The organism is Amycolatopsis sp. NPDC051903 (assembly GCF_044452505.1).
In the GTDB taxonomy this organism is placed as follows: domain Bacteria; phylum Actinomycetota; class Actinomycetes; order Mycobacteriales; family Pseudonocardiaceae; genus Amycolatopsis.
In genome coordinates, this window is record NZ_JBITBT010000065.1 from 1 (window position 1) to 19,314 (window position 19,314).

Annotated in this window: 19 protein-coding genes and 1 pseudogene; 12 read left to right on the forward strand and 8 right to left on the reverse strand. The window is 68.2% G+C overall.

Annotated features, from left to right (window positions below; translation table 11 throughout):
* The first annotated feature begins 278 nt into the window (after positions 1–278).
* The 4 genes from ACIA77_RS50720 (at position 279) to ACIA77_RS50735 (ending at position 2,348) form a co-directional block, all read left to right on the forward strand.
* The gene (locus ACIA77_RS50720; RefSeq protein ID WP_395893431.1) at positions 279–845 is read left to right on the forward strand and encodes a SulP family inorganic anion transporter; all 567 of its coding nucleotides are present in this window, start codon (positions 279–281) and stop codon (positions 843–845) included.
* 99 nt (positions 846–944) lie between these two features.
* On the forward strand, positions 945–1,208 hold the full coding sequence (locus ACIA77_RS50725; RefSeq protein WP_395893432.1) for a hypothetical protein: 264 nt from the start codon (positions 945–947) through the stop codon (positions 1,206–1,208).
* 260 nt (positions 1,209–1,468) lie between these two features.
* Entirely contained in the window at positions 1,469–2,065 is a 597-nt protein-coding gene (locus tag ACIA77_RS50730; protein ID WP_395893433.1) for a universal stress protein, read from the forward strand.
* Positions 1,995–2,348 carry a universal stress protein gene (locus tag ACIA77_RS50735; protein ID WP_395893456.1) on the forward strand — a complete coding sequence of 118 codons (354 nt, stop codon included), beginning with the start codon at positions 1,995–1,997 and terminating at the stop codon, positions 2,346–2,348. Before ACIA77_RS50730 ends, ACIA77_RS50735 begins: the two co-directional genes overlap by 71 nt.
* A 950-nt stretch (positions 2,349–3,298) precedes the next feature.
* Here ACIA77_RS50735 and ACIA77_RS50740 read toward each other — a convergent pair.
* From ACIA77_RS50740 to ACIA77_RS50755, 4 genes are all read right to left on the reverse strand, one after another.
* Entirely contained in the window at positions 3,299–4,186 is an 888-nt protein-coding gene (locus ACIA77_RS50740; RefSeq protein ID WP_395893434.1) for a universal stress protein, read from the reverse strand.
* A gap of 243 nt (positions 4,187–4,429) precedes the next feature.
* A complete protein-coding gene (locus ACIA77_RS50745) occupies positions 4,430–5,212 on the reverse strand; it encodes an NAD-binding protein (RefSeq protein ID WP_395893435.1) in 783 nt (260 codons plus the stop codon).
* Complete coding sequence (locus ACIA77_RS50750) at positions 5,173–5,511, reverse strand: cation:proton antiporter (protein ID WP_395893436.1); 339 nt, start codon at positions 5,509–5,511, stop codon at positions 5,173–5,175. Before ACIA77_RS50750 ends, ACIA77_RS50745 begins: the two co-directional genes overlap by 40 nt.
* Before the next feature lie 375 nt (positions 5,512–5,886).
* A complete protein-coding gene (locus tag ACIA77_RS50755; protein ID WP_395893437.1) occupies positions 5,887–7,104 on the reverse strand; it encodes a PucR family transcriptional regulator in 1,218 nt (405 codons plus the stop codon).
* 531 nt (positions 7,105–7,635) lie between these two features.
* Between ACIA77_RS50755 and ACIA77_RS50760 the strand changes: the two genes are divergently transcribed.
* The 4 genes from ACIA77_RS50760 to ACIA77_RS50775 all read left to right on the forward strand — a co-directional run bounded on the left by ACIA77_RS50760 (position 7,636) and on the right by ACIA77_RS50775 (position 11,269).
* Positions 7,636–8,067 (forward strand): NfeD family protein, encoded by a 432-nt coding sequence (locus ACIA77_RS50760; RefSeq protein ID WP_395893438.1) that lies wholly within the window; start codon positions 7,636–7,638, stop codon positions 8,065–8,067.
* 5 nt (positions 8,068–8,072) lie between these two features.
* Positions 8,073–9,116, forward strand: coding sequence for an SPFH domain-containing protein (locus tag ACIA77_RS50765; protein ID WP_395893439.1), 1,044 nt, complete (start codon positions 8,073–8,075; stop codon positions 9,114–9,116).
* A gap of 31 nt (positions 9,117–9,147) precedes the next feature.
* Positions 9,148–9,747, forward strand: coding sequence for a hypothetical protein (locus ACIA77_RS50770; RefSeq protein ID WP_395893440.1), 600 nt, complete (start codon positions 9,148–9,150; stop codon positions 9,745–9,747).
* A 523-nt stretch (positions 9,748–10,270) separates the two neighbouring features.
* Entirely contained in the window at positions 10,271–11,269 is a 999-nt protein-coding gene (locus tag ACIA77_RS50775; RefSeq protein WP_395893457.1) for a TerC/Alx family metal homeostasis membrane protein, read from the forward strand.
* A 335-nt stretch (positions 11,270–11,604) separates the two neighbouring features.
* Here ACIA77_RS50775 and nhaA read toward each other — a convergent pair whose 3' ends face one another.
* A complete protein-coding gene (nhaA, locus tag ACIA77_RS50780; protein WP_395893441.1) occupies positions 11,605–12,945 on the reverse strand; it encodes a Na+/H+ antiporter NhaA in 1,341 nt (446 codons plus the stop codon).
* Positions 12,946–14,116: 1,171 nt separating this feature from the next.
* The gene (locus ACIA77_RS50785) at positions 14,117–14,758 is read right to left on the reverse strand and encodes an SLC13 family permease (RefSeq protein WP_395893442.1); all 642 of its coding nucleotides are present in this window, start codon (positions 14,756–14,758) and stop codon (positions 14,117–14,119) included.
* Positions 14,759–15,085: 327 nt separating this feature from the next.
* On the opposite strand from ACIA77_RS50785, the gene ACIA77_RS50790 reads away from it, so the two are divergent.
* The gene (locus ACIA77_RS50790) at positions 15,086–15,349 is read left to right on the forward strand and encodes a metal-sensitive transcriptional regulator (protein ID WP_395893443.1); all 264 of its coding nucleotides are present in this window, start codon (positions 15,086–15,088) and stop codon (positions 15,347–15,349) included.
* A gap of 147 nt (positions 15,350–15,496) precedes the next feature.
* Here the strand turns inward: ACIA77_RS50790 and ACIA77_RS50795 are convergent, their stop codons facing one another.
* The gene (locus tag ACIA77_RS50795; protein WP_395893444.1) at positions 15,497–15,667 is read right to left on the reverse strand and encodes a hypothetical protein; all 171 of its coding nucleotides are present in this window, start codon (positions 15,665–15,667) and stop codon (positions 15,497–15,499) included.
* Between the two features lie 793 nt (positions 15,668–16,460).
* Here ACIA77_RS50795 and ACIA77_RS50800 point away from each other — a divergent pair.
* Positions 16,461–17,819: a rhodanese-like domain-containing protein gene (locus ACIA77_RS50800; protein ID WP_395893445.1), complete on the forward strand. Its 1,359-nt coding sequence runs from the start codon at positions 16,461–16,463 to the stop codon at positions 17,817–17,819.
* Positions 17,820–17,829: 10 nt separating this feature from the next.
* Positions 17,830–18,624 (forward strand): sulfite exporter TauE/SafE family protein, encoded by a 795-nt coding sequence (locus tag ACIA77_RS50805; protein ID WP_395893446.1) that lies wholly within the window; start codon positions 17,830–17,832, stop codon positions 18,622–18,624.
* Positions 18,625–18,691: 67 nt separating this feature from the next.
* Here ACIA77_RS50805 and ACIA77_RS50810 read toward each other — a convergent pair.
* Positions 18,692–18,802, reverse strand: a pseudogene (locus ACIA77_RS50810) (HAD family hydrolase); the annotation flags it as partial.
* 101 nt (positions 18,803–18,903) lie between these two features.
* Between ACIA77_RS50810 and ACIA77_RS50815 the strand changes: the two are divergent.
* Positions 18,904–19,197, forward strand: coding sequence for an SHOCT domain-containing protein (locus ACIA77_RS50815; RefSeq protein WP_395893447.1), 294 nt, complete (start codon positions 18,904–18,906; stop codon positions 19,195–19,197).
* Positions 19,198–19,314 lie beyond the last annotated feature (117 nt).

Sequence of the window (19,314 nt, forward strand, 5' to 3'; positions counted from 1 at the left end):
GGCTTCTTCAGTTTGTACGCACGGTCACCGACCAGGAAGACCACACCGCTGTGCGTTTCCCGGACCGCTGCCCACGGTGTCGTGTCGGCCATGGGCTCAGCGTCGCGACGATGAGGGGGCAACGGCAGGGCGTTAGGTCACCGCGGACATGCCCTTGGTCCCTGTGGCCGAAAGTCCCGCCTCGCCGATTACTTTCCGGCCGCATCATCGGCGCTTTGCGGCGCGCATGCTGAGCCAGATGAAGCTCTCGGCGGTGGTGCCGGGGATCGCGCGGCTGAGTGGCTACCGCCGGCGCGCTCATCGTGTACGCCATCTTCGGTTGGTCGAGCTGCCTGTCGGTCGGACCGAAGTTGACGACGACGCTTGTTACGGCGGCGGTGCTCGCGCCCGTTCGCCGCGGCGATCCTGCCCACTACGCGACACTGGCGGCCGTGCTCGCCGTGGTGGTCGACGCCCTGTGTCTCGTGGCCGGCCTCGCGCGGCTGGGCGTGGTCGCCGAGCTGCTGTCGAAACCGGTGCTCACCGGCTACAGAGCGGGCATCGCGGTGCTCATGGTGGTGGGCCTGGCTCGGCAACGTCACTGGCGTTCCCGTCTACGGCGATCTCGGGGTGGTGGGTGCGTTGCCCGCTGGCCTACCATCCGCCTTGTCCGGATCTTCTGGCCGGAGGCGGGCTGCTGGTGCTTCTCGGTCGGCGGCAAAGGCAGCCGCACTGTGCTCGGCTCGGCTGCGGGCAGTCGGACGCAGCTGTCATCCTTGGTGGCTCTGGGTACCGTAGTGTTCATCGTCTGTTCGTGCGGCCGTTGCTGGCACAACTCCCGAAGGCGGCTCTCGACTCTCCGGTGATCTTCGCCGCGACGTTCCACGTCGACATCTCCGAGTTGTGCAGGTTCGCGCACTTCCGGCGCGGCGGGACCTCCGTTTGTCCTGCTGACCACGGCGGCAGTGCTCGGGCTGTCTATCCTGGGCCTCCTGCGCAGTCTCGCCCGGCCGCACGACGGCATCCTCGGCGTCGTGCCGGGCCCGGCCGGTATCCACGACGTCGACGACTGCCCCGAGGCGGGGCGGAGCCCGGTCTCGTCGTGTACCGGCCGCGCCGCGGCGTCGGGCGAGGTTTCCGGACCGGTGCGGTGGTTCGTGCTCAACACCGACGCCAATGTCGGAGACCTCACCACGGCTGACGCGCTCGACCAGCTGGTGAGGAACTAACTCGCCGCGGCGTCGTGTTCGCGCTCGCGCTCGCGCGGCTCAAGCAGTACCTGCACGTCGGCCTGCAGGCGGCGTGACTTGTCAAGAGGTCGGGGACAAGCGGATTTTCTCGACGCTGCCAACTGCTGTCGGCGGCTACCGCGACCGGGGTGCCGCGCGGAGCTGACGTTGGGCCCCGGGGCCCGGGACGAACGGCTGCATCGGCGGTGGGCGCAGTAGCCGTACGTTCGGGTTCGCGCCTCGGAGTTGGAGGAAACGTCATGAGTGCACCCCAGAACTCGCCCGTCGTCGTGGCCGTGGATGGCTCGGAGACCGCGACCGCGGCGGCGGTGTGGGCGGTCGGAGAAGCAGCACGGCGGCACGCTCCGCTGCTCTTGCTCACCGCTTACGGGTTCGACGACACCTGGGCCGGCAGCACGGCGGACATGCCGTCGGACTGGGTAGCCGTCAAGCGCGCGGGCGCGGAAGCGTTGTTGCGCCGGACGCGAGAGACGCTCGAAGCCGTCGTGCCCGGGCTCGAGGTCTCGACCGAAGCCACCGACCGAGGCCGTGTGCCCGCCCTCCTCATGGCGTCGGAACGCGCGAGGATCCTCGTCGTCGGCGAACCGATCGGACCGCTGCTCGGCCTGTTCAGCGGCTCGCCGGGGCTCGACCTGGCCGCGAAGGCGCACTGCCCGGTGGTCGTCGTCCGCGGCCGGGAAACCGTCGACGGCCCGGTCGTCGTCGGTGTCGACGGCAGCCCGCTCAGCGAAAGCGGCGATCGGCTGGGCCTTCGAGGAAGCCTCGCTGCGCAAGTCCCACCTCCTTGCCCTCCACACCTGGCACGACGGCGATCTTTCGCGCATCGGCGTCGGTAGCGGCATGTTCCAGGGCGAAAGCCTTCAGGAGACCGGCCACCGCCTGCTCGCCCAGCGCCTCGCCGGCTGGCAGGAGAAGTACCCGGACGTCCACGTCGAACGCCAAGTCGAGCATGACAAGCCTCGCCACCGGTTGCTTGCGTTGAGCCACACCGCCCAGCTGGTCGTGGTCGGCTGCCGCGGCCGAGGTGGGTTCGCCGGGCTGATGCTCGGGTCGACGAGTCAGGCTTTGCTGCACCACGCGAACTGCCCGGTCATGGTGGTGCGCTCGGGGGAGAGCTGATCACGAGGGCCACCGGTCCCGCGGTGTGGCATCTGCGTCAGGATGTTTCCGTCCCTGTGGTGGAATGCCTGCGCTGGATCAGACGACGAGACGACCGGCCACACGGGCGCGAACACGGCAGGCCGACCGACGATCGAAGCCCAGGGCAGAGTGGCCAGATGGTCGACGAGTATGGCGTGAGCCGCGCGCAGGCCTGGCTGCGCCGCCGGCCGGTCGCGAGCGCCCGCTGGTCGGGGGAGGGCCGGTGGGGCAGGTAGATGATGCCGTGGCGTCGCTGGACGTGGTACGCACCGACGACGAGGTGCGCTCACTCATCGCGCCGTACACGCCGCAGTACGCCTGGCGGGGCGTCTCCGGCGAGGCGGAGATCGAATCGACGGGATCCGCGCCCCGTGGGCATCGCCTTCGGACGACCACTCTGAGGTACGCAGTGATGCCCGGTTGGCCCTGCACGCGCGCTGGTTGCTGATCGGGCAGGTCAAGGCCGGCGCCTGGCTACCGGTCGCTGATGTCAGCGCCAAGCTGGGGATCTCACGCGCGATCGAGGCACAGACTGGTTCGCTGGCGAGCGTCATCACCCGCGCCTCCGCGGCACCCCTGACCGTCAAGGTGGAATTCGACGGACCCCTCGGCCGACTCCGGCGACGCCGGAATCGTCACCGATCCCCAGGTTCAATGGCTCAGCAGCCACGTCTGTTTGCTCGATGCACGGCCGGCAGCCACACAGAAGGAGAACGGCGAGCCGAGAGGCTTACGACCCTTTGGCTTTGTCCCGGCCGCCTTCCGGCAACAGGTAATTCTGCGGCCGCGAGCAGCAGACCTCGCCGAGACACCCGGGCTCCCACCCGCCTGGGATCGGCAACTGCGCCGGTACTCGTGAGCTCAGAGCATTGACGAGTCCCGGCACATCGCGCTGCCGCAGCACGTGTGGGCGATGGTGGTCGGCACGGTTACGGCCGAGGCGGCGGGACGATGGCCACTGGGCAGGCAGCATGGTAGATCAGTGCCTGGCTGGTCGATCCCAACAGCAGGCCGCGGAACCCGCCGCGACCGCGGGACCCGGCGACGACGAGCTGGGCGCTTTTGGCGTGGTCGAGCAGAATATGGGCCGGACGGTCCCGGGCCACTGCCTGCTCGACCGGCACATGCGGATACTGCGCCTGGCATTCGGCCAGCCACTGGCTGAGCACCGTCGACTCTTGTTGCTGGATCGACCGCCAGTCTGCTGTCAGTTTCCAGGAGGTCGTGATGGGCAGGTCGCTCCAGGCGTGTACAGCTACCAAAGGCACACCGCGGGAGAATGCGGCCTGGAAGGCGAAGGCAATCGCGGCCTGGCTCGTGGCTGACCCATCCGCGCCGACCACGACTGGGCCGTCGTGCCGGGGTTCGGTGTGCAGATTTGTTCCTCGCACGACCACGACCGGACAGTGTCCGTGCGTGGCGACTGCCACGGCGATCGACCCGACCACCAACCCGGTGAACCCGCCCAGCCCTCGTGAACCGAGCACCACCAGTTCGGACGAGGCCGAGCGGCCGACCAACTGTTCGGCTGCCCAGCCGCCACTCAGCTCGGTGCTCACCACCACGTCGGGCGCTGTCTCCTTGGCCGCTGCAGCAGCCTCTTCCAGCCACTGTCCGCCCTGCTCCTCAAGTACATGCTGGTAGGGGCCCAGTGCCACCGCATGGGGTACGGCGACGGGAACCAGGGTGCACACGTGCACGATCCGCAGCGGCGCACTACGTCGGGCCGCCTCGCGTGCGGCCCACCGCACGGCCTGCGTGGCCGAGCTCGACCCGTCCACACCGACGACAATTGGCCGATCCACTCCATCCACCATCAGGTCCCTCTTCGTACGTGCATCCGGCAATCCGTGGCGCGATCGAGGAACGTTCGGCGTGCAGGTCACGGACACCCTGCGCGATTCGCGCGACTCATCGCAATTATGAGGGCGCGGAACCAGCGCGGAATAGGGACCGATGGTGGTCGACCGGTGGGTCTTTCGGTTCCTGGCCCTGTTGTGCTGCGCGATCGCGGGTCTGTCATGACGGAACGTTGCGGCGTGCTGCGATTCGTGGGCTGCTCAGCGCGATGCGTCATGATCAGGGCCTTCCCCTGATCGGAGTCGTGATCCGTGATGAGCCGTCGGCGTAGCGCATCCGATGTTGCGGGCTGCGGCGATGGAGAATGGTTCGAGGACGATGTCGGCGCCGGCGGCGCGGAGTTGGTCGGCGTCGTGGCTGGTGTGCGCGATGAGTGCGATCCTGCCTTGGTAGCTGTGATGGCGCAGGCTGTGCAGCAGGCCCAGGTTGGTCTCCCGCGTGGGAATCGCGCTGACCACATACCGGGCGGTGGTCAGGGGCAGGGCCTGCAGGAGGTGGATGTCTTCGGCGTTGCCGAACACGGTGCTCGTCCCCGCGCGGGCGGCGGTCGCGACCGTGTGGGGGTCGAAGTCGATCACGAGGATGCGGTGCCCGGTCTGGTTGAGCCGGTCGGCCAAGCGACTGCCGAAACGGCCGAGTCCATAGAGGATCACATCGGCATCCCCATCGTGGCCGGGAAGTTCTTCGGATTTGGTGCGGGCCTGTTCGAACACGCCGAGCCAGCGCTGGAGGCGCTGGTCGATCTGGTGGGAGTACATGATCAGGTAAGTGGAGCCGCCGATGGTGATCAGCCCGACGACGGTGATCAGACTGACGGTGACGTTGGTGATGTGCCCGAGGCTGAGCCTGAGCGCGGCGAGGATGAAGGAGAACTCGGAAATCTGGGCGACGGTGAGTCCGGCCAGGAAGCCCACACAGACCGGGTAGCGCAGGACGGCCATGATCACGATGACGATGAGCGGATTGCCGACGAGCACGAACACGGAGAAGACGCGTCTTCGGTGATCTGCTGGCCGGCATTGCTGAAATCCAGCCTGGCACCCAGGTCGAGGAAGAAGAACAGCAGCAGGAAGTCACGCAGGCTGACCAGCCGGGCGCCCAGCGCGTCGCGATAAGCGGTCGGGGCGAGGGAGACCCCGGCCAGGAACGCACCGACCTCGGAGCTGAAGCCGAGCCACTCGCTGAGCGCGGCGACCGAGACGGCACAGGCGACACCGAACAGGACCAGCGGTTCCTGGGAACGGGCGATGTGGTGCAGCAGCCGCGGCAGGACGTCGCGCATGAGCAGGCCGATCGCGGCCAGCAGACTCCGAAGCGCGCTCGTGGTGCGGAGCCTCGGGCCAGCTCGATCGCGGTGACGCCGAGACTCCGCAGCACAAGCTCGGATCCTGGCCGGAGGGCGCCAGGTCAGGCGTCGACTCGGCCGGCGGCACCAGCACCCCGTGCCGGCCGGGCGTGCTGTCCTGGGCGACTGTGGCCGAGTGTTGAAGATCTGGGTGGCGGGCGTGATCCGATCTTGGGGTGGCGCTGGCTGGCGTCGCGGTGAGAGTCACACCCAGCGTGATGGCGAGTAGGACCGCCAGTCGCCGAGCCCAACGGCAGTAGGGTCTGCGCTAGCGCGAAGCCGTCCGTCGTCCTGGTGGCCGGGTGAAATACCCTAACTGCTCCCGTCCACGTGGTTGTTGGCCTGAGGCGGCGCGTGGATCGACGCGGTGCTGGTGCGGCGTGCGGGCCAGCCCAGCAGACGGGCGCCGAGGACCGCGGCTTCGAGGGTGAAGCGCTGGCTGGGCCGACGCGGGTCGTAGCCGGTGAGGCGGGCGACGCGGTCAAGCCGGTAGGTCACGGCGCGAACGCTGAGGAACAGCCGACGCGCGGTTTCGGCGGCGACGCCGCCGGTGGCGAAGTAGGCGGAGAGAGTGTCGAGGAGAGGCTGGGCGCCACCGCGGGTTTGGTCGAGTGGGCCGAGCACGGTGTCGACGAGGTCGATGATGGCGGCGCGGTCGCGATAGAGGACCTGGAAGATCAACAGGTCGCCGGCGTGTAGGACACGCGTGTCGAGGGCGAGAGAGCGGGCGAGCTCGAGTGCGGTGCGGGCTTCCTGGTATGAGCGCAGGATGCCGCCGGGGCCAGGGTGGGGGCGGCCGACGCCGACTTGCCAGGGTCGTGTCCCGAGCACGTTCTCCAGCTGGCGGGCGAACTCGTCGATCGCGGGCGTGGTCGCGCCGGGGACTATGCACAGCAGCAGCCCGTCCTTGGCCGTGACGAGCACCTCGCGGGTGTCGAACCGGGCCAGCAGCGCGGATTCGGTGCGGCGGGTCATGACGTCGCCGTCGGTGAACGGCTGGTCGGCCTTGGCTGCGGCGACGAGGTAGCCGCTGGCCAGTCGCAGGCCGAATCGTTCCGCCCGTTCGGCCAGGTGCCCCAGGTCGCCGCGGCCGTAAAGCAGGTCGTCGATGAACTCGCGGCGCTCGGCCTCTTGTTGCCGCAACACGAGAAGTTGCGCGTGCTCGTAGCCGTCGGCGAGCGCGACGATCGCGTCGTCGGCGGCCCGCATGATCGCCTCGGCGACGTCCCGGACCTGGTCCTTGCTGCTTGCCGACACGACCGCGGGCAGGTGCTGCCAGCACAGCCAGTTCGCGCTGAGGTACAGGTCGATCAGGGACCGCAGCGGAATGCCTTCTTCAGCGGCCCGGGTGCCGAGCGCGCGACGGGAGTCGAGCTCGTCGCGCGCCAACCGGCCGCCGGTCCTGCTCACCCGGTCCAGCATGGACAGGTAACCGTCAAGCAACGCCGGTGGGACCCCTCCGGCGTCTCGTGCGGCTTGCGCGGCCAAGAATTGCACGTCCCACGGCTGGTGGTCGTGCCTGCTGGTCATGCCTCGACTCCCGTTGCCTGTTGTCTCCGCGGTGCCGGTAGTTGCCGGTTTCCGGCAAGGTGTTGCCTCGACGATAGCCGGACCGGTCACCAGTCAGCACGAGCAGCGCGGGCCACGGTGGCACCCGTGCCCAGGCTCGAGGGCGATCCGGGCGCACGCCGTCGAGAAGCCAGCGTCGCGGGTGAGCCCGCGTCCGGTGGTGATCAGTGCGGCGCGGCTCCGTGCTCCGTTGTGCGCCCAGGACGGACGTGGTGATGGGGTCGATCTTTGCCGGCAGCATTCGCAGCGGGCTGGCGCGGGTACACCGCGTCGAAGAGTTCGCCGGCCACGGCGACCTGGCCTTGGTGACCAAGCTGTCAGCCAGCCATAGGAGCGCAGAGCCGGAGTGCTGGCCGGCAGGCGGCCACGTTGCCGGGCGCCGGAAACGAGTGACGATGGAGAATCGCCGGTCGGTTGCCTTGTTCACGCCCTCCGGGCCGAACACCATGGGAAGCACAGGCGCCCCGTCTTTGCACGGCAGGAGGTCGCGCCATGTCGCCTTGGCTGATCTGGCTGCTCGTGGCGGTCGTGCTGGGCGGTGCCGAGCTGTTCACCGTCACGGCGGCACTCGGGCTGCTCGGCGGTGCCGCCTTGATCACGGCTGGATTCGCCGCCGCCGGGCTCCCGGTGCTCGTTCAGCTTCTCGTGTTCACGGTCGCGTCGGTCGCCGGCCTCGTGCTGGTCCGCCCGGTCGCCCGACGGCACCTGTCGGCGCCTGCGCGCCATCGTTTCGGCGTGGACGCGCTCGTCGGCCAGCGGGCCTACGTGCTGCAGGAGGTCACCGGCCTGGCCGGCCGGGTCCGCATCGACGGCGAGGAATGGACCGCTCGTGCCTATGACGACACCCTGGTGATTCCCGCGGGGATGGCGGTCGACGTCATGGAGATCAGGGGCAGCACCGCCCTCGTCTACCCCAGGGAGTGAAAGCCATGTCCGCCCTCATGATCGCCGCCCTGCTGATCGCCCTGTTCGTCGTTATTACGATCCTGCGCACGGTGCGCGTCGTGCCCCAGGCCCGCGCCCGCAACGTCGAACGGCTCGGCCGGTACCACCGCACCCTCCAACCCGGCTTGAACTTCGTCATCCCCTACATCGATCACGTGTACCCGGCCATCGACCTGCGCGAGCAGGTCGTCTCGTTCCAACCGCAGCCGGTCATCACCGAGGACAACCTGGTCGTGCAGATCGACACCGTGCTCTACTTCCAGGTCACGGACCCGCGTGCCGCGGCCTACGAGATCGCCAGCTATCTGCAAGCCGTCGAGCAGTTGACCGTCACGACGCTGCGCAACGTCGTCGGCTCCATGGATCTAGAGCGCACCCTCACTTCGCGCGACACCATCAACAGCCAGCTGCGCGGGGTGCTCGACGATGCGACCGGGAAATGGGGGATTCGGGTCAACCGTGTGGAGATCAAGGCCATCGACCCACCACCCACCATCAAGGAAGCGATGGAAAAGCAAATGCGGGCCGAGCGGGACAAGCGCGCTGCCATCCTCAGCGCGGAGGGACAGCGACAGTCGCAGATCCTCACCGCCGAGGGCGATAAGCAAGGCGCGGTGCTGCGCGCCGAGGGTGACCGCGCCGCCGACATTCTCAAGGCTGAAGGTCAATCCCACGCCATCGACCAGGTTTTCCAGGCCGTGCACCGCAACGACCCCGACCCGAAGTTGCTTGCGTACCAATACCTGCAGATTCTTCCCCAGTTGGCCCAAGGTGCGGGCAACACCTTCTGGGTCATTCCCAGCGAGGTCACCTCGGCACTCCACGGCGTCTCTCGCGCTTTCACTGAAGCACTACCGAAGTCACCGGCCACCCTCGAAACCACTACCTCGGACGATGTCGCCGCACAAGCAGCCGACGACGCGGCGCAGGCGGCCGAAGAAGCTGCCGACGCGGTCGCCGATGCGGCTGATGTCACCGGCCTTTCCCCGATCATATCCGGTGCCGATGGCAGGGGCGGCCCCCGGTAGTTTCGCCGCGCTGAGGCAAGGAGCCAAGACCATGGGGGATCGTCCTTCGCATCTCCTCCGGCTCTGGCGGCTGCGCTGTGGACGCAACCTGCTTGCCCGGCGCTGCGATCGTGTTGACGGCCGACTTCTACTGGTCGCGCTCCTGCTGACACTGATCGTCGCCCCATTTGCCGCCGCCGTGGCTTCGGAGATCACGGCCAGGGGAATCGAGCGGTCACGGCAGGAAACCAGCACCCGTTACCCGGCAACAGCGGTTACGCTCGCTGACGCCTTCAGCCGGGAGGCTGGCGACATCCGCGGGACCACGGCCCACACGAAAGTTGACGTCGCCGCGACATGGACCGCACGCGACGGTACCCAACGAGTCGGCATTATTCCGGTCGCGGAAGGTACCGCGGACGGTACGGCCACCGCGATCTGGCTGGATGCTGCCGGGAACCCGACCATCGTCCCGTTGCGAATCGCTGATGCGATCGCGAGCGGAGCCATGGTCGGTGTCCTGATCTGGCTGGCAATCGGCGCGACGCTGACCGGGACGTGGTGGCTCGTACACCTCGTCTTCAACCGCTACCGGTACGTTCAATGGGCCCGCGAACGGGAGCGAATCGGCCGGGACTCCAGCTACTCCTGAACGGGCGTTCGCGTTGCCGGGTGTCCAGAGTGGCCGACGAGCCGAGCAGCCCACGCAACCTTGCCGGGTGGGCAGTGTGCAGACGAGGTGCCGATGCGTCCTTCTGTGTCCTAAGCGGCAGTCTGTCTGAGGGATGTGCAGCAGACCCGCACCACAGGCTGCAGAGACCGCCCTGAGCATTCCTGTCGTGCTGTGCTGTGCAGCACGGGCTACTTGGCGGGACCGGCCCGGCCGGATGAAGGCTTCACCCAGAAAACGCTCACACATTCCGCGACAGCGGTATCGGCGGCCGGTGCGGAACCCGGGCGCGCCTAGTTTCTTTCCGATCCTGCACCGGAATAGGTGCCGACGTCTTTGACAGTTGAGCGGAAGGCCGCATACTGGGCGTTGAGGGGAGTACTTCGCGAAGACCCGGCCGGTCAGCACGGGCGGTGTGGGCGTCCTCGGCGGGTTGCCCGTTGGCGGGTGAAGGAGACCTCGGACCGTGACACGTGTTCGAGGAGGCCCCATGTCTGTGGTTTCCATGGCCGCTCCCGCTCCTGCCGTTGCGTCCGGTTCGGTGGGTTCACCGGTGCTGTGGGTGGTCAGCGTCGGTGTTCTTTTGGCCCTGTTGGCGGCCGACTTCGTGGTCACCCGTCGGCCGCACGAGGTGTCGATGCGGGAGGCCGTCGGTTGGTCGGTGTTCTACCTCGGGTTGCCGTTCCTGTTCGCCGGCTGGCTGTGGCTGGTCTTCGGAGGGGCGCAGGCGCTGGAGTTCGCCACCGGGTTCGTGGTGGAGAAGTCGTTGTCGGTGGACAACTTGTTCGTCTTCGTGCTGCTGCTGGCCGCGTTCGCGGTACCGGTCGAGGTGCAGCAACGGGTCCTGCTGTACGGAATCATCGGCGCGCTGGTCCTGCGCGGCGTCTTCATCGCGGCCGGTGCGGCCCTCCTGCAGGCCGGCACGTGGGCGTTCGTGGTGTTCGGCGCGATCCTGTTCCTTTCAGCGATCAAGATCCTCCACGAGGCGATCACGGGCCGCGGGTTCGAACCGGACGCCTCGCACATGCGGTCGGTCCGTCTCCTGCGCAGGCTGATGCCCGTGACCGACGACTACCGCGGAACCCGGCTAGTCGTCTCGGAAGGAGGCAGGCGCGCGCTCACGCCGTTGACCGTCGTGGTGGTGGCGGTCTTTGCCACCGACGTGGTCTTTGCTGTCGACTCGATCCCTGCCGTGTACGGCATCACCGAGGACCCTTATCTCGTCTTCGCCACCAACGCCTTCGCGCTCCTCGGGCTGCGCGCGCTCTACTTCGTCCTCCACTCGGTCCTGGCCAAGCTGAGGCACCTCAATCACGGCCTGGCCCTCATCCTCGCGTTCATCGGCGTCAAGCTCGTCCTGCACTGGGCGCACGGAATATGGCCGGCCGTCCCCGAGGTCCCCACCCCGATGTCGCTGCTGGTGATCGTGCTCGTCCTCACCACGATCACCCTCACCAGCTTGCGTTCCCGTCACCAAGACCAGCCACAACGCACCCGGAGGTAACGATGATCAACTTCTTGATCGATTTCGGGCTGACCGTGCTGCTGCTGCTCGCGGCGGTGATCAGCGGCGCGGTGCTGCTCACCGCGCGGTCGCCTCGGGGGCCACACCACTAAGCCAATTCCTGGCAGCGCGGCTGCGGGACGCGTCCCCAGCCCACGACGAACGCGTCACGACGGCGACGAGCTCGGGACGTCAGCTGCTGGCGTCCCTGGCATCCAGCCGCGGCGCGCGCAGAGTGGAACCCGGGCATGCCTGTGTTTCTGGACCACTGTCCGACCGGATTTTGTCGTCCGGCCTCACATTACGGCGATGTTCGGCAGCCGCGGCGCCATCCGCTATTGCTGTTCGGGCGGGGTCGGCGGCGTCGGCTCGACCGGCGATCCCACGTCGCCCCCGTAGAGGTCGTGGACCCCGTCGGCGTCGACGTCGCGTTCCTCCTCCTCGCAGAGCAAGCGGTTGTGCCGATTGCGAATCCTCAGCACCACCGAGGCAAGCGTCGCCGCAAGCAGCGAACCGAGCAGGACTGCGATCTTGACGTGCTCGTCGCGTTCGCTCCCGGCGCCGAAAGCGAGCTCCCCGATCAGCAACGACACAGTGAACCCGATACCGGCCAGCATGGCCAGCCCCAGCACGTCCCACCAGCTCAACCCTTCCGCCAGCCGGGCGTGGGTGAACCGTTGAACCAGCCAGGTCGCCCCGAGCACTCCGAGGACCTTGCCGACGACCAGACCGGCCACGATGCCTAGCGCGACTGAATCAGTCAGGGCGGCGACGAGTCCTCCTGCGCCCGTCACTGAGACTCCCGCAGCGAACAGGGCGAACACCGGCACGGCGATCCCGGCCGACAGTGGGCGCCAGCGGTGCTCGAACTGCTCGGCCAGCCCAGGTCCTCCGCCGGGATCTTTCCGGATCACCGGGACGGCGAAGCCGAGAAGTACGCCGGCCACTGTCGCGTGCACGCCGGAGGCGTGCACCAGTCCCCAGGTCAGCGCCGCCAGCGGCAGCAGGATCCACCAGGAACGGATGCGCCGTTGCACCGCAACGGTGAACAGGGCCAGGGGGACCAGGGCAAGCAGCAGCGGAATCGAGTGGAGCGACTGGGTGTAGAACAACGCGATCACCAGGATCGCGAGAAGGTCGTCGACCACGGCCAACGTGAGCAGGAACGTGCGCAGCGCCGCAGGCAGGTGAGTCGAGATCACTGCGAGTACCGCGAGGGCGAACGCGATGTCCGTTGCGGTCGGAATCGCCCATCCGCTGAGCGCGTGCCCGCCCGCGCTCGCGTCGACCGCGACGAAAATCGACGCCGGCAACACCATCCCGCCGATCGCGGCCGCGACTGGTAACGCGGCCCGCCGCGGGTCCCGCAGGTCCCCGGCCACGAACTCCCGTTTGAGCTCGAGACCGGCGACGAAGAAGAAGATCGCCAGGAGCCCGTCGGCGGACCATTGTGCGACGGTGAGATCCAGGTGCAGGGCGGCGGGCCCGACGCGCGTCTGCGAAATCGCGGTGTACAGGTCCGACCAGGGCGAGTTCGCCCACATCAGGGCTATCGCGGCGGCGAGAACAAGCAGGAGACCACCCACGGTTTCCTTGCGGAGGATGCCCGCCGCTCGTCGCACCTCCGGCCAGCTCCCGCGGCTGAACAAGGAAGGCTTGGCGGTTGAGGTCTGCATGACGCAAGCTCTTCTCGATCGACGACAGTCACGCCGACCAGGCTTCCCGGCACACCTAGAAGGAACGGTACACGTCACCCACCCGCCGGCGCACGAGGCGGCGGGTAGGTGACGACGCTGCACTCTTTCCGGGGTGGCTCGAGGTCGGGAGTTCCTTTGCGGTCAATGAAGCTACTCCACGGTCGTGGTGAAGAAGCCGTCCATGCCCCGGCGTGGTCTGGCAGGCCACCCGCACCGACGTGCCGGGCTTGAGGCTGTGATGGCGGCGCGGACCAGGACCGACGAGTTGCCGACCGGATCGGGCGTCGTGGAAGTCGTGCTGGCGGGCGGTCTTGCGCCAGGGACCGTTGTCGGAGTGACGAAAGCTGATGGTGACCGTGACGCGGCCGACGCCAACGTGCCGCTTCAGATCGACACCGCGAGTCCACCGTTCGCTGAGGTGTTGTCGACGTTCCAGCCACAGCTGTTGTCGGGCGGATGTTCGTTGTCGCTTGCCGGTGGGGCTACCGGGCTTGGCCGGGTGGGAGGTGTTGGACGGGTGGTACGTCTGCATGCGCGGCTTCATGACCGGGTAGTGCCGTGTCGTCCCCGATTCGTAGGCGTCGGTGCGGGCGTCAGTGGTCACGAGGGCGGCGGCGAGGAGGAGCTCGGCGGTGTTGCCACCGCAGACCAAGCGGGTACGACCACCGGGGTCGTGCGGGCTGGGTCGGGTCGAGCGATGACGTGGGGCATCAAGAAGCCCACGAGCAGCAACTGGCTGTGCAACAGCCGTGCACGTTACTCGAGTGTCGCATCGACCAGGGTGACCGCGATTCCTGGGTGCGCAGCGCCTGGATTATCTCCAGCCCGATGCAGCCGGCGCCGACGACCACAGCCGACTTCGGGGGATGGGCGAGCGTGTCGGTGAGCGCGAACCTCTTGGCCATGGCGTGCGGCAGGTACACCCGTTGCGGGGCCGCGCTTACCCGGGCCCTCGATTCGCGGCCGGAGCGGGACCGCGCCCGTGCCGATCACCAGATCGTCGGGCAGCTCCGCAATGCTGTCGGCATTGACGACGGTGACCGCGGGCTGTGTCTGACTGCTTCACGTGGCCGGCTGCTATCTGCTCACCTGTCGGGTGCCCGTCTGCCGGGGGTTCCGTCATTCCGCTGGAGTCGCGCTGCTTCACCGCTCACGTGGCGGCTGGCCTGCGCGCTGTGGCGTTGCTAGAGGGGACTAAGCATCGCAGCCGGAGGTAGGACGCTGCGACAAGGATCGTGATCAGTGTGATCACCGCGTCCTTCGCGGTGAATTCCCAGAAGGTGACATGGGAGTTCGCGCGGGCGGAGATGCCGAGCATCACGACGTTCGCGCTGGCGCCTACCGCGGTCAGGTCGCCGCCGAGGGCGCGGGACCACCACAGTGCCTGGGAGTGGGCCGGGTTGGAGATGTCGTGGGTGAAGGCGAGTGCCAGTGGGATCATTGTGGCCACGTAGGGGATGTTGTCGATCACGCAGGACAGAAGGGCGGAGACGCCGAGGACCAAGAACACGGCCAGGAGTGCGTTGCCGCCGGTGGCTTCGGCGGCGAGACGTGCGAGGTTGTCGATTACGCCGGTCTTGATCGGTGCCCCGATCATGATGAACAGGCCGGCGAAGAACGGCAGTGTTTCCCATTCGAAGCGGCGAGGTATTGGCTCGGCTGTGTGCCGGACACGGCACGGTTCTTCCTCCCGGGCCGGATCTTCGGCCACTTCGAACGCGAGGAGCACCTGGCGACTTTGCGCGGGAAACTCGACGACGAGCTGGTTCGCATCGCGGGCTGCCTGGCCCACGAGCAGGTCCCGCGCGATCTACAAGCCATCGTGATGGACGCTCTGCAGGCACCGAGAAACGTGTGGCTCGGGATCTTCGCGATGAGCTCCCCGGCAACCATCCTCCACCGAGATCTGCGGATCCTGTAGGTGCTGGGAGAGAACCTCAAGCAGCTGCACCGGCTCGCCGAGGAGCACGCCGCGGAATTCCGGTCCGGGGGGGTTCCGCCGGTTCCGTCCCGACGCTGATGGCGGCTCGTAAGGGGATGTCTTGTGCTCGCAGCCGGGCGCGTTGCCCGCGATCACGGTTGTCAGCAGGTACCCTGGGGGGTACCAGAGGAGGTCGGTGTGGAGCTGAACCGAGACGTGGTCGCCGACGTGCGCAAGCGGCTGCGGCGGGCACAAGGGCAGGTTGGGGGCGTGATCCAGATGATGGAGGACGGCCGGGACTGCCGGGACGTCATTATCCAGCTCGCCGCGGTCTCCCGGGCGTTGGACCGGGCCGGGTTCCGGCTGATCGCCAGCGGGCTGGAACAGTGTCTGTCCGATGATTCGGAGCAGGGTGCCGCCGATCGTGAGCAGCTGGAAAAGTTGTTCCTGACCCTGGCGTAAGGCCGCAAGTAGCCGGGCGGGAGCGGAAGCACAGCATGGCCTTGAAACCGTCGGACAGCCCCGCCGGGGCCGTCGACCGAACGAGGGAGGTCCGGCTAAAGGATGTCTCGTTACTGATGTTGTGGTTGGTGGGCCTGGCGATGTGGGTCAATGTGTGGGGAGGATGTTGTGCAGGTGGGCGATGCCGGGCACGGTGTCGTTGAGTGTGCTGGGAGCGCGGCGGTAGTCGCGCAGGATTTTGCAGCACTTCATCCGCGTCAGCGCGCGCTCGACGTTGAGGACGAAGACGATGACCGCACGGATCGACTCTACGGTCACAGGAGTGCCGCCTTCCTCGCGGGCAACGGATCGTCGAGGTAGCAGTGTCGTGCCGGCCGACGGAGGCGACGCTGCCGCCGCCCGGATCGGTCGGACACGGAGGGTGAAGACGTCGCGCCGCATGACGAGAGCCCCAGGGGTCTGCGCGCCGCGACGAACTTGTGCAGGGACAGGGCGGGCGCATCCTTGTCGTCGCCGCGGCCGGGCTCGCTTTCGGCCCGCCCGGATCGGCCGTACCGGCCGACGCATAGTCCCATCAGGACAGTGCGCCGTGCTGGTGCAGCAGCGCTGTGATCCCCGCCGGCGTCGGTGAGAATGCCGGTGACATTGGACGTCGCGGAGAAGTTGCCGATCCGCGGCGGTCCCCACCGAGGTGCTCAGCGGCGGCCGAGCAGCCGCCACGGATTCCGCCCCGCCTGCTGGGCTGCGCAGGAGCAGCGCTCGGAGGCGGGTACGTCGCCCAGCACCTGCTCGACGTGGTTGCCGCAACCGCGGTAGGACGGTTTCCCGCATTTCGAACAGGCGATCCTCTGACACATCCGGTGTTCCTCCGTGGATCTCGAGACCGTGCCCCGCTGAGTAATATACCCCCTGGGGTACTAGGAAGGGGCAATCGAGGGACCAAAGCCTCTGGAAGTTCGCCCGGGAATGCTGTGACGCTGCGGCTGCGAGAAGAAGTCGTCACGTGCGCCGGCCGGTCGCACTGACTATGCCCCCGGGAGTATCTGGAGAAGTGGTGGCGAGTGAGCTACCCTGGATTCAGATACCCCATGGGGTATGAGGAGAAGATCCTATGATCGAGATCATCGCCATCGACACGCCGAGCCTCGGCGACCGCAGCTATCTCGTCAGCGACGGCACCACGGCGTTCGTGGTCGACCCGCAGCGCGACATCGACCGGGTCTTGGGCCTGGCCGGAGCGCGTGGGTTGCGGATCACGCACGTGTTCGAGACCCACATCCACAACGACTACGTGACCGGCGGGCTTGCCCTCGCCTGCGCCACCGGCGCGGCCTACCACGTCAACGGCGCGGACCCAGTCTCGTTCGAGCGCACGCCCGTCGAGGACGGCGACGTGATCGACGTCGGACCCGGCATGCGCGTGCGGGCTATGGCCACCCCGGGACACACCTTCACCCACCTGTCGTACGTGCTGGAGGCGCCGGGCCGGAGCTCGGCGGTGTTCACCGGCGGTTCGCTGCTGCACGGCTCCACGGGCCGCCCTGACCTGCTCGGCCCGGCTCACACCGGCGAGCTGGTGAAGCGCCAGTACGCGTCGGCGCACCGGCTGGCCGAGGTGCTGCCGGACGAGGTCGAGATTTATCCCACGCACGGCTTCGGTAGCTTCTGCTCTGCCTCGCAGTCCGAAGCTGATCGGTCGACGATCGGCCGCGAGAAGCAAGTGAACCCTGTGCTCACCCAGGACGAGCGAGCCTATGTCGACGAACTGCTGGCGGGGCTGGATGCCTATCCGGCGTATTACGCGCACATGGCTCCGGCGAACTTGGCCGGACCTGCTGCGCCCGACCTGACCGATCCGGCGACCGCCGATTCCGCGGAGCTCCGTTTGCGCATCGAGGCGGGGGAGTGGGTGGTGGACCTGCGGTCACGGACTGCGTTCGCCGCCGGGCACGTGGTGGGCACCCTGAACTTCGGCGCCGACGGCAGTGTCGCGACCTACTTGGGCTGGCTCATTCCCTGGGGTACCGCGCTGAGCCTGCTCGGCGACACGGCGGACCAGGTCGCCGACGCGCAGCGCGAGCTGGCCCGGATCGGCATCGACCGCATTGAGGCGGCAGCTTCCGGCACCCCGGAAATGTGGTCGGGTGACGCGCCGCTGGGGTCTTTCCCCCGGGCGGACTTCGGCGAGCTGACCTTGGTCCGCCACCACCGGCCGGTGACGGTCCTCGATGTCCGGCGCAATCTGGAATGGGCGCAGAACCACATCGATGGCGCCCTGCACATCCCGCTGCACGAGCTGCTGGACCGCCTCGGCGAAGTGCCGGCCGGAGAAGTGTGGGTGCACTGCCAGGCCGGCTATCGCGCGTCGATCGCGGCCTCGATCCTCGCCGCGGCCGGACACCTGGTTGTCGCGGTGGACGACGAGTTCGACCGGGCGGCATCGGCCGGGCTGCGCATGGCGGCCGACTGAAGCAGACCCCATGACGATCCTGCTGGCCGCGATTTTCGGCCTGGTCGTCGGCGCGGCCCTGGGCGTGCTCGGCGCGGGCGGCTCCATCCTGGCGATCCCGGCCTTGGTCTACGGGGTCGGATTGCCGCTCGGCTCGGCGATCCCGACGTCGCTGGTGGTCGTGGCGGTGTCCGCGGCAGGTGGCCTGGTGTCCCGCTGGGCGTCGAAGGTGATCCGCTGGCCGGTCGCGCTCGTCTTCGTCGTGGCGAGCGTCCCCGCCGCGTTCGCTGGCACGGCGCTGGGGAAGCTGATTCCGGACCGATGGCTGCTGGTTGCCTTCGCTGGTCTGATGACGATGGTTGGGGTGCGGATGCTCACTGCCGCCCCGGCGCCGGATGGCGCCTGCCGGACCAGCGGAGGCGGGGTGAACTGGCGCAGCTGTGTGCCCAAGACTCTGGCCGTCGGCGCGGTCGTCGGGGTGCTCACCGGCCTGTTCGGAGTCGGCGGCGGGTTCGTCATCATCCCCGCATTGACGATGCTGCTGGGGCTCACCGCGCCGGAGGCCGTCGCGACCTCGCTGGTCGTCATCGTGCTCACCTCGCTGAGCGGGTTGGCCGCCCACGCGACTACCCTGCCCGACCTCGACTACCGCGTCGCCTCGGTGTTCGCCACAGTCGCCCTGCTGGCGTCCGTGGCAGCCGGGCGCTTCGGTAACCGGTTTCCGGCGCGAACGGTGCGGCGCACGTTTGCCTACCTGGTCCTGGCGGTGGCCATCGGAGTGGTGACAGCGGCCGTGTTCACCCCCGCCGCGCTGCGCGGCGGGTGAGATGTCAGCTGTCGAAAAGATGATGGCCCAGCGGAGGTTCTGCCGCGTCGTGCGCAGGGTGCCCGCCCGACCGGACAGCGCAGTCGCCGCCGGTGCCGGCGTCGGCTTGGGCGAGGGCGGGCGCGTCGTTGACGCCGTCGCCGACCATCGCGACCTTGCGGCCGCCCGCTCGGAGTTCGACGCCCGGTCGCCGGAAGGACAGGTGGCCCTGAACTCGGCGGTGAAACACGCGGGGTGCCGTGCGGGCACACAGAATGGACACTGGAGGCAGGGACATGTGTGGAGAGTCAGTCGCAGGCCCGCACCCTGATCAATGAAGCGGGGTCGCCGACGATGGATGGCTATTGCTGGGTGACGGGCTGGTGGTGGGTTTGGCCTGTGTTGATCGTGGTCGGCCTATCGGTTTTGGTTTACCTGGGGGTGCTGCTGGCGCGGGGCAGGCTCAGCGGGTCCCGAGGGGGAGGGGCTGACGGAGGTGCCGGCTACTCGGCGCGACGGGTCCTTGACGAGCGCTACGCCCGGGGGGAGATCGACGAGGAGGAGTACCGGCGCCGGATGGCCGAGCTGCAGTGAGCAGGGAGCCGATCAGTCGTCGCCGCGCCGTCGGTTTGCTCGGGTTGGGGGCGGCGAGCGTCGCGGCCGGTGCTACCGGGTGGGCGATGGGGCTGGGGGCTGTCGGCGGGGACGGGG